10 protein-coding genes are annotated in these 9,933 nt (G+C 47.4%); 9 read left to right on the plus strand and 1 reads right to left on the minus strand.

Annotation, left to right across the window (positions count from 1 at the left end; all coding sequences use genetic code 11):
• The first annotated feature begins 46 nt into the window (after nt 1-46).
• The 7 genes from Q0174_RS01295 to Q0174_RS01325 all read left to right on the plus strand — a co-directional run bounded on the left by Q0174_RS01295 (nt 47) and on the right by Q0174_RS01325 (nt 7,594).
• Nucleotides 47-1,393 (plus strand): FAD-dependent oxidoreductase, encoded by a 1,347-nt coding sequence (locus tag Q0174_RS01295; protein WP_298041136.1) that lies wholly within the window; start codon nt 47-49, stop codon nt 1,391-1,393.
• 311 nt (nt 1,394-1,704) lie between these two features.
• Nucleotides 1,705-3,174: a pyruvate kinase gene (pyk, locus tag Q0174_RS01300; protein ID WP_298041137.1), complete on the plus strand. Its 1,470-nt coding sequence runs from the start codon at nt 1,705-1,707 to the stop codon at nt 3,172-3,174.
• A gap of 429 nt (nt 3,175-3,603) precedes the next feature.
• Nucleotides 3,604-4,005, plus strand: a complete 402-nt coding sequence (locus Q0174_RS01305) for an aryl sulfotransferase (protein ID WP_298041139.1) — start codon at nt 3,604-3,606, stop codon at nt 4,003-4,005.
• The gene (locus Q0174_RS01310) at nt 3,998-4,258 is read left to right on the plus strand and encodes a heavy metal-associated domain-containing protein (protein WP_298041141.1); all 261 of its coding nucleotides are present in this window, start codon (nt 3,998-4,000) and stop codon (nt 4,256-4,258) included. Before Q0174_RS01305 ends, Q0174_RS01310 begins: the two co-directional genes overlap by 8 nt.
• A gap of 278 nt (nt 4,259-4,536) precedes the next feature.
• Entirely contained in the window at nt 4,537-5,814 is a 1,278-nt protein-coding gene (locus tag Q0174_RS01315) for a M20/M25/M40 family metallo-hydrolase (protein WP_298041143.1), read from the plus strand.
• Between the two features lie 448 nt (nt 5,815-6,262).
• Complete coding sequence (locus Q0174_RS01320) at nt 6,263-6,475, plus strand: hypothetical protein (protein WP_298041145.1); 213 nt, start codon at nt 6,263-6,265, stop codon at nt 6,473-6,475.
• Nucleotides 6,476-6,544: 69 nt separating this feature from the next.
• Nucleotides 6,545-7,594: a hypothetical protein gene (locus Q0174_RS01325; RefSeq protein ID WP_298041147.1), complete on the plus strand. Its 1,050-nt coding sequence runs from the start codon at nt 6,545-6,547 to the stop codon at nt 7,592-7,594.
• A 68-nt stretch (nt 7,595-7,662) separates the two neighbouring features.
• On the opposite strand, the gene nth is transcribed toward Q0174_RS01325, so the two are convergent.
• Entirely contained in the window at nt 7,663-8,298 is a 636-nt protein-coding gene (nth, locus tag Q0174_RS01330; protein WP_298041150.1) for an endonuclease III, read from the minus strand.
• A gap of 105 nt (nt 8,299-8,403) precedes the next feature.
• Between nth and Q0174_RS01335 the strand changes: the two genes are divergently transcribed.
• Both Q0174_RS01335 and fbaA read left to right on the plus strand, forming a co-directional pair.
• A complete protein-coding gene (locus Q0174_RS01335) occupies nt 8,404-9,213 on the plus strand; it encodes a peptidyl-prolyl cis-trans isomerase (RefSeq protein ID WP_297896504.1) in 810 nt (269 codons plus the stop codon).
• Nucleotides 9,214-9,227: 14 nt separating this feature from the next.
• Nucleotides 9,228-9,933, plus strand: a 706-nt coding sequence (fbaA, locus tag Q0174_RS01340; RefSeq protein ID WP_298041152.1) for a class II fructose-bisphosphate aldolase, incomplete at its 3' end; no start/stop codon positions are given.

Here is a 9,933-nt window from a genome sequence, read left to right on the forward strand (position 1 = left end):
AGCGAAATTTTCGCACAATTGCAGCCAAATTCGATAAGGAAAGGGCATGCAAGAAAAACATTACGACGTAATCATCATAGGCGGCGGTATCACGGGCAGTGCACTAGCATATGTATTGGCAGAATTTAGCGGGATCAAAAATATCGCTCTACTTGAAAAATACGAAGGGCTTGCGACGCTAAATTCTAAAGCCAGCGCAAACTCTCAGACGATTCATTGCGGCGACATCGAGACCAACTACGACCTGCAAAAAGCAACCGAAGTCAAGCGCAAGGCGGATATGATCGTGAAATATTGCCAAAAGCACGGATATGAGAATAAATTTTTATTTCAGGGGCAGAAAATGGCTCTTGGCGTGGGCGAAAGCGAGGTAGAGCTAATTAAAGAGCGCTTTGAGAAATTTAAAGAGCTTTATCCGTATTTGCAGCTTTTCGACAAGGAAGAGCTCAAAAAAATCGAGCCCAAGCTAGTTTTTGACGGACGCGGCGAGGAGCGAGCGGAGGATATCGTAGCAATGGGCGTGCAATCGGGAGTTTACACGACGATCGATTACGGCGCGATGGCGAATTCCTTCGTGCAAAACGCTAAAAACGTGGAGGGTAAAACCTGCGATCTGTACCTAAACACCGAGGTACAAAACATCACTAAAGTAGGCGATAAGTTCTATATCCGCACTGCAAATAGACTCTCGCTAAGCGCCGATTTCGTAGTCGTAGATGCAGGCGCTCACTCGCTGTGGCTAGCGCACAAAATGGGGCTTGGGCAGGATCTTAGCACGATTTGCATCGCGGGCAGCTTCTATCTAACCAAGCAAAAGCTTCTAAACGGCAAGGTTTACATGGTGCAAAACCCAAAGCTTCCATTTGCCGCGCTTCACGGCGATCCGGATTTACTCGCAGACGGCTGCACGAGATTTGGCCCTACCGCACTTACACTGCCGAAGCTTGAGCGCTACAAGGGCTGTCGTTCGGTGCCGGAATTTTTTCAGTCATTAAATTTTGACATGGACGTAGCCAAGGTTATTTGGCAAAATTTTGGCGATAGCGAGGTAAGGGACTTCTTAATCCGCAATATAGGCTTTGAGATACCGATTTTAGGTAAAAAGCTTTTCATCAAAAATGCGCGCAAGATCATACCTAGCATCCGCGAGGAGGATATTTACTACGCCAAGGGCTTTGGCGGCGTGCGCCCGCAAGTAATCTCACACTCGCAAAAAAAGCTGCTTTTAGGCGAAGCAAGAATAGGCGAAAATCCGGGGATTATCTTTAATATGACCCCAAGCCCCGGCGCTACGAGCTGCCTAGGTAACGCGCTTCGCGACGCAAAAAGTGCTTGCGAATATTTAGGAGCGAGCTTTGATGATGCAAAATTTGACGCGGAAATGATGCAATAAAGAGGAATTTTTAAATTTTGCTCGGGCAAAAATTTTAAAATTTTACTTCGGCGAGGATTTTAAAATTTTGCTCGCGCTTCACATCTAGAGAGTTTTAAAATTTCATTCAAACGCGAATTTTTAGAATTTAACCTGCACTGCAAGCTATGAAATTTTAAAATTTCGCCGTGCCTTAGGAATTCTAAAATTCTCTCGAGCCATAAAATTTTAAAATTCCTTCGTCTAACGAATTTTAAAATTTAGAAATTTCAAAATTTTGCGTAAAATTTCGCCTAATGCGGCGATAAAATTTTAAATTTAAAGGAGAAAAGATGCTTAAAAAAACCAAAATCCTAGCGACCATCGGACCCGCAAGCGACAGCGAAGAGATGATGAGCGCGATGGTAAAGGCGGGCTGCAACGCCTTTAGGATGAACTTCAGCCACGGCACGCACGAGTATCACGAGGCAAATTTAAACAAAATCCGCGCCGTAGAAAAGAGCATGGGCGTGCGCGTAGGCGTCTTTCAGGACATCAGCGGTCCAAAGATCCGCGTCGGCAAACTCGAGGAAAATTTTAAACTAAAAACGGGCGATAAAATCACCTTCCTTCCTCGCGAAATAATCGGCAAAAAGAGCGCGGAAGGCGAATACGAGCTGTGTATCAACCACCCAGAAATTTTGCCGCTGATGAAAGCAGGCGAGTTTATCTACCTCTACGACGGCTCGATCCGTGCCAAGGTAGTCGCGGTAAGCGAGCAAGGCGTGCGAGCGGTGCTCGAAAATGACGGCTTTTTAAGCTCAAATAAGGGGGTGAACTTCCCAAACACCCGCCTAAATATCGACGTCATCACGCAAAAAGACCTCGAGGATCTGCGCTGGGGCGCGGCGCACGGCGTAAATTTCGTAGGCATCTCCTTCGTGCAGTCGCAAAACGACATCCTGCGCGTGCGCGAAATTTTAAACTCTCTGGGCTCAAAGGCTAAAATTTACGCCAAGATCGAGAAATTCGACGCTGTAGAAAACATCGAGCAGATCATCGAAGCAAGCGACGGCATAATGGTCGCGCGCGGAGATCTGGGCATCGAGATGCCGTTTTATGAGATTCCGCGTATCCAAAAGCGCATCATAGCGTTAGCCAACGCCCGCTCAAAGCCCGTCATCACCGCTACGCAGATGATGCTTAGCATGACCGAGCACGAGCGCGCTACCAGAGCCGAGATCAGCGACGTCGCAAACGCCGTACTCGACGGCACCGACGCCGTGATGCTAAGCGAGGAAAGCGCCATCGGCAAAAACCCCGCAGCCGTGGTCGCCGCGATGAGCGAGACGATCCGCGAGACCGAAAAGATCTATCCTTACGATAAATTTAACGATTACGATTTCTACGACGAGACCGATATGATCACCTCAAGCACCGCAGCGCTCGCCGCAAGACTGGGCGCGGGCGCGATACTTTCGATCACGGGCTCGGGGCGCTCGGCGATCAAACTCGCACGCAACCGCGCCAAAATCGACATCATCGCAATCGCACACGACGAGCAGACCGCGCACGCGCTAAGTCTCGTGTGGGGCGTAAATCCCGCGATGGTTAAGGAAAAAACGAGTATCAACTCGCTGCTCGCACGTATCATAAGCGAGGCTCTGCAGCGCGGACTCATCGAAGAGGACGGTACCTATGTGATGACGGCGGGCTTTCAAAGCGGGCATCCCGGCAGCACCGACTACATCCGCATCATCAAAAGAGATCAGATCGATTTCTACCGCGACGCGGCAACAACAGGCTTTGAAAGTAAAATTTAAAGCGCAGCTAAAGGCAGTAAAGTCAGAGGCTGCAGATAAATTTAATTTCGCTACGAGATTACGAGTAGCAACGTCGCGTTTATGTCGTGATAGAATTTGCTAAATTTAATTCCATTGCGAGATGACGGTGCAGGGATTTAGCCACTAAAACTTTGGTGGCGCTTTGGCGGCTTTATTTCACGCAGATCAAGAACCAGCACGCGAACATTTATGCCTTTGATTTCATGGCTCACCGCGGACTGGCAAATTTATTTTATGCGACACCGCGCAATGCCGCGGTCGGTTTATAGCCGCATTCAGCGATAAATGACTAACATACGACGCTTAGAAGGGTGAAATTTAAATTTAAAATTTGCAGATAAAATTCCGCGCTAAAAGCAGGCTGCGGTGCGACAAGATTATGGCAAGATTATAATTAAAAGGCAAAATTTGAAAACCAAACTAGAAAATTCCGCGCAAGAAACCTTGACGCAAAAGCGAGAATATCCTGGCAAAAATCGCTTCAACACGCGCAGTCTGTGGCTGATATTCGCTGCGATTTTTAGCGCGGTTGCGGCGACGTTTTGCTGCCTGCCCGCGCTTTTATTTTTGATTTTCGGCGCGAGTTTTTCCATTTTTTCGGGCGCGGAGGCGCTGGAAGGTTACCGTGCACCACTTTCTGCGTTAGCGCTTTTTTGCTTCGCGCTTTCTGCATTTTTCTTTTTCAAAAAGCCGCGCGCATGCTCGCTGCAAAGCGGGCGTAAAAAATGGATTCTGATCTACGCGCTCTTAGGGGCCTTGCTTGCCTTTATGCTTACATATCCCGAAATTTTAGGAGGGCTTTATGCGTAAAATTTTGTTTTTGATGCTTGGATTTACGGCGCTTTTTGCCGACAAAGAGGTTAAAATTTACGTGGAAAAAATCCACTGCCCGCTCTGCACTACGATCGTGCGAAAGGCGCTTTTGCAAACGCCAGGAGTGATAAGCGCAAAGGTTTCGCAGCAGAGCAAAACAGCAACCATCGTAGCAAAAGATGATACAAACGCGACCGCGATGCTTGAGGCGATCGCAAAAACGGGCTATGAAGGCGTAATCGTAAAATAAAAATCCCCGGCAAAATTCGGACTAAATTTTAAATAAATTCTTGCTAAATTTCGATAGAATTCATGCGACTTTACGTAAAATTTCATTTTGTGCAGCTTGCCTGCAGCGTAAGCTAGCGCGATTGAAATTCTGCGCGTATTTTGCGGAAGCTCTATGCCGGCGCGGTCGCGTTTAAATTTAGCTGAATTTCGCAAGCGCTTAAGCGAGTGCGGTTGCTTTTAAATTCAACGGGCGTGTCGCAATAACGCGCGGATATAATAAATTCAAAAGGAGCAAACATGCAAAAAAACGAGGTTATGAACGATTTTAAGAAGCTGTGCGAGATACCTCACTGTAGCTGCGAAACGGAGCAGATGAGGGAGTTTTTGGTGGATTTTGCGCGCTGCCAGGGCTTTAGCGTAAACGTCGATCAGGCGGGCAACATTCACGCCGTAAAGGGCGAGCCTAAAATCTGTCTGCAAAGCCACTACGACATGGTTTGCGTGGGCGCAGCGCCGAATTTGCAGCTCATCGAAGAAAACGGCATCCTAAGGGCGAAAAACTCGAGCTTGGGCGCTGACGACGGTATCGGCGTGGCGATGATGATGGGCGCGATGCGGGAGTTTGCAAATTTAGAGTGCTTATTTACCAATGACGAAGAGGTCGGGCTCGTGGGTGCAAACGCCTTTAAGGGTAAAATTCTATCGCCAAATTTGCTAAATTTAGATAGCGAAGAGGACGACCGCGTGACGCTAGGCTGCGCCGGCGGCATAAACGTGAGCGCAAAAATCGGCGCGCAAGGCGTCAGAAAGAGCGGTAAAATTTACGAGATCGGCGTCACCGGGCTTAGCGGCGGGCACTCGGGCAACGAGATACACAAAAATATCCCAAACGCAACGAAGCTGCTAGCGAAATTTCTTACCGAGGAGGGCTGTGAGCTTATTAGCCTGGACTTTGGCGAGAGGAGCAACTCGATCCCCGCAAACGCCGTGTGCAAGGCGCTCTGTGCGCATGAGCCAAAACAGCGCGGCCTTGCGTGGGTAAAGAGCCTGGGCGAGGGCGAAGCGGACGTGCTGGTAAATAGCGGTAAAATTTTGGCACTCATCAACTCCTTTGCCCAGGGCGTGCGTAGCTACGACACGCAGCTTGGCATGGTAAACGAAAGCATAAATCTCTCGACCGTTAAGCAGAAGGGTGAAGTGATCAAGTTTGATTTTTTCGCTCGCGCGATGAAGCGCGAGGGGCTCGAAAATCTTGGCTTTGAGACCGCTACGCTAGCTAGCGCGCTGGGCTTTGATGTGAGAGTAGCCGACCGCTCGGCGAACTGGGCTCCGTGCATCAGCGACTTCGCGCATCTGGTGCTTGAGGAGTTGCAAAAACAAAAGCCGCAGGCCAAATTTGCTGCCGTGCATGCAGGCCTTGAGTGCGGAGTACTGGTCGCAAAACAGCCCGAGCTGCAAGCCTGCTCCATAGGCCCGAACATCCACTCGCCACACTCCGTAAACGAGCACTGCGAGATAGCGTCGGTGGAGATGATGGCGGAAGTCGTAAGAAGCATCATCGCTAGACTTCAGTAGTTTGGAAAGGCTTGTCTTTTGAGCGTCTTTGAATGAGTTTGAAATTTTAAGTCTGCGACAGACTACCTGTCTAGCCTTGACTTAAAATTTCTACACAACATTCAAATCTATCTCAAAAATGCTTCGCCTTTAAATTTTTGCGGTGGTTTGTCTTTTTCCTTTATGCGTCGTTGGAAACTCGGTCGGTTTCGGTCACGTATTGCGTATACGCTCCTTCGCTTCCGTCGTTTCCGCCTAGTCTAAAGAAAAAATACTTCGCCTTTAAAATTTTGTAGTGACCCTTCTTTTGAGCGTCTTTATAGAAATTACGCTTACGGCGTCGCTACGCTGGTTTTGAAAGAGATTTTTGCTTTGTTGCACTCGCAACTGCAAGCAGAACGCAAATTTTCGCTCCGCAGGCTATATGACGGGGCTGCTTGCCGAAATAGAAATTTAAAAGGATATGAAAATGGAAAACCAGATCAAAAATTTTCTACAAAACTGCGAGCAGATCGTTAAATCACAAGCAAAGCAATATGAAAACCATAGCTCTTTCGCAACCAAAATTCCACCCGTTTTTATACTGCCTTATGATGAATTTGAGAAAAAATATGGCTCAAATTTATATTTGGATGGTAGCTTTGACGTACTGGTGTTTGACGGCGATCTTAGCCTGTCGTGATGCACGATAAATTCCGCATGGCTTGAGGATAAATTTAGCGAAGCGGGCGGTAAAAATACCGCACGAGCGATGTTTGTTAACGGAAATTTATCCACCGGCGGCGATATCGTCGATGATGATTATCTGTTTTTACAGGTTGCTAAAGATACGACGTGCAATTATCTGCATTCGCAGGACGGCGTTATCGCAATCGGCGGCAATCTAACGGCGCTTTGGGGCATAAGCGGTGAATACAACGACGGAATGTTGCAGGTTTTTGGAAAAACGCAAGCGCCGTATATCGTCTCAAACGACCACGCAATGCCTGATCATAGCGCTAGCGAATGCGTCTATGTCCTAGACGGACGGATCGGTCAAAGCTACCTAGGCGCGCTTGATGGTTGGGAATTTTTTGAAGATTGCGAGCTGATGTTTAAGGACGGAATTTGCGAAGATGAGCATCAGATCGATATTTCCGCCTTTTTTAAATTCGTAAAAAAGGGCGCTAATCCGCTAGTGGATTTTAAAACTTTTGAAGCTAGAAAAGCCGCCTGGGACGAAGAAAATGAAGAGCAGGAGGTCGAAGATACAGGCGATCTGCCCAAAAATTCCGAGACTATCGCCGAGATGATATATTTAGAAAATTTCAGCGGCAGCGATGAGGAGCTATACGAGTACATGGTGAGCGAATTCGGGGCTATAGAAAAAATCGGCGATGAAAGCGAAAAATATGCCTATGGCGGCAAGGCCTTCGAGCTATCTATCGTTGCGGCGAGGATGGCGGAAAATTGGCGGCTGATTACCCAGCGTTACTCTGCGCAGCAGATAGACGAGCTACGCAAAATCATCATTAAAAGTGCGACGAATTTAGCCGATTATTTTTTAAAAATCGGCGATAAAAAACAGCTTGCGTTCATCTATGAATTTTTAAACGATGATGCGGTAAGCATCGAAAAAGACGAGCCGTTTTTATACGAAACGCTGGTGCGCGTTGGCTTGGAGCTGCAAGATTACGATAGCACTTACGCGTTAGTGTCCGTCATCGATAAAAAGTCTGAATTTTTGCCGCAGGAGATGGTAAAAAGCATCGCGGACGTGATTAAAAGCGAAGGATACCGGGCTTGGCTGGCAAAACAGTAGGTCCCGAAAAGTAAAATTTCATAAAATTTAAATCCGTAAAATTTAACTCGCGAACATAGACTTAAATTTTACGGAAAATTCTTATCCTTGCTGCTGCACAGCTCGTTTAAAAAGCACTCCTTGCAGTTTGGCTTTATCGCTTTACAGGTGTAGCGGCCGAAAAGCACCATGCCTTGGTGCAGCCTGCCGAGATCCGTCTTAAAAGCCTCGCTAAGATCGCGCTCCGTAAGCTCGGGCGTCTTTGCACGGCTCAGCCCCAGGCGATGCGCGACGCGAAAGACGTGCGTATCCACCGCCATCACGTTTGCGCCCGCGCCCTCCAAAAGCACGACGTGAGCGGTCTTTTGCCCCACGCCCGCAAGAGATTTTAGCCCCGCTTCATCTAGAGGAATGACGCCTCCGAAGTCGCGAACCACCGCCTGCGCCATTTTGATTAAATTTACCGCTTTGTTGTTGTAGAAATTGCACGAGCTAATTAGCAGCTTAACGCTCGCCAGATTGGCCTTTGCAAGCTCCGCAACGCTCGGGAATTCCGCAAAAAAGCGCGGCGTGATCAAATTTACCCGCTTGTCGGTGCACTGCGCGCTAAGCATCACGCAGACCAAAAGCTGATAAGTGTCTTTAAATTTCAGCTCGCTGCGCTCTTCTGCGAAGTTTTGCAGAATTCTCTTTTTTATCTCTAAAATATCTTTCTTACTTCTCATTTGCATTTCCTCAAGGCGGAATTCTACCCTAAAATTCTAAAGTACAGTTTGATTGTTAACAACTTTGAGTTATAATCGCCGTTAAAATTTTTTTAAGGAATTATGATGAAAAAAGTTTTATTTACAGCACTTAGTTTGGCTGCCGCTATCAGCCTCAACGCTACCGTTTACGCTACCGTAAATGGCAAAGACGTAACCGAAAAAGAGCTTGCTCCGCTACTTCAAGGCATAGGCAATGTAGATATCGCCGCTCTTAACGCGGATCAAAAGAAGGAGCTTATCGATAAAGGTATCGATCTGATGCTGCTAACGGATGAAGCTAAAAAATCGGGCGTTATGGACGAAGACGTTTATAAAAAAGAGCTTGAAATCGTAAAAGATAACTTAGCACTTCGTGTATGGCAGGCTAAAGAAGCCAGCAAAATAAATATTGATGATAAAGAAATAGCCGATTTTTATAACAAAAACAAAGCGCGCTTTACCGAGCCTGCGAGAATCAAAGCGGCTCAGATCGTCGTTAAAACCGAAGCTGAGGCAAACGATATTATTAAGCAGTTAAAAGGGCTTAGCGACAGTGCACTATTTACTAAATTTGCAGAGCTTGCCAAAGCCAAATCTATCGATCCGCAGGCTAAACAAACCGGCGGCGAGCTAGGCTGGATGCCTAGCGATCAGGTCAAGCCTTTTGCCGATGCGATCTCTAAGATAAAAGATGGTCAAATCACTACTAAAGCTATTAAAAGCAGAGTCGGATACCACGTCGTATTAAAAGAGGAGTCTCAAGCTAAAAAGCAGTTAAGTCAAAGCGAAGCAAAGCCTTTTATTGAGCGCGTGCTTAGACAGCAAAAAGCGGCGAAAGTAGTCGAGCAAAAAGCGGCAGATCTTCACAAAAACGCTAAAATCGAGTATAAATAATATAGGAGCTAAAAATGGGCGTTTTAGATATAGTAAAACCGGGCGTTTTAAGCGGCGATGACGTAAGTAAGGTCTATGCGTATGCGAAGCAGCAAGGCTTTGCGATCCCTGCGGTAAACGTAGTGGGGAGCAACTCCATAAACGCCGTCTTGGAAAGCGCTAAAATTGCAAATTCGCCCGTTATTATTCAGTTTAGCAACGGCGGCGCAGCGTTTTATGCGGGCGCTACTTGCCCTAATGCCGCAGTTTTAGGCGCTATCGCAGGCGCACATCAAGTGCATGCTTTGGCGGCTCATTATGGCGTTGCGGTGATTATGCATACCCATCATGCCCCAAGGAAGCTGCTTCCGTGGATTGATGAGCTTATCAAAGCTAATACCACTCATAAAAAAGCCCACGGCGTGCCGCTGTTTAGCTCGCACATGCTTGATCTTAGCGAGGATGATTTGGAGTTAAATTTAGCCACCTGCGAGAAGTATTTGGAAATTTTAAGCGATCTTGGAATTTCGCTTGAGATCGAGCTTGGCGTCACGGGCGGCGAAGAGGACGGCGTCGATAATACCGGCGTCGATAATGCGCGGCTTTACACCCAGCCCGCAGATGTCGCGCTCGCCTACGAGCGGCTAAGCAAAATCAGCGATAGATTCAGCATCGCGGCGAGCTTTGGCAACGTCCACGGCGTGTATAAGCCGGGCAATGTTGTGCTGAGACCTGAAATTT

Source organism: uncultured Campylobacter sp., from assembly GCF_937996225.1.
Taxonomy (GTDB): Bacteria; Campylobacterota; Campylobacteria; order Campylobacterales; family Campylobacteraceae; genus Campylobacter_B.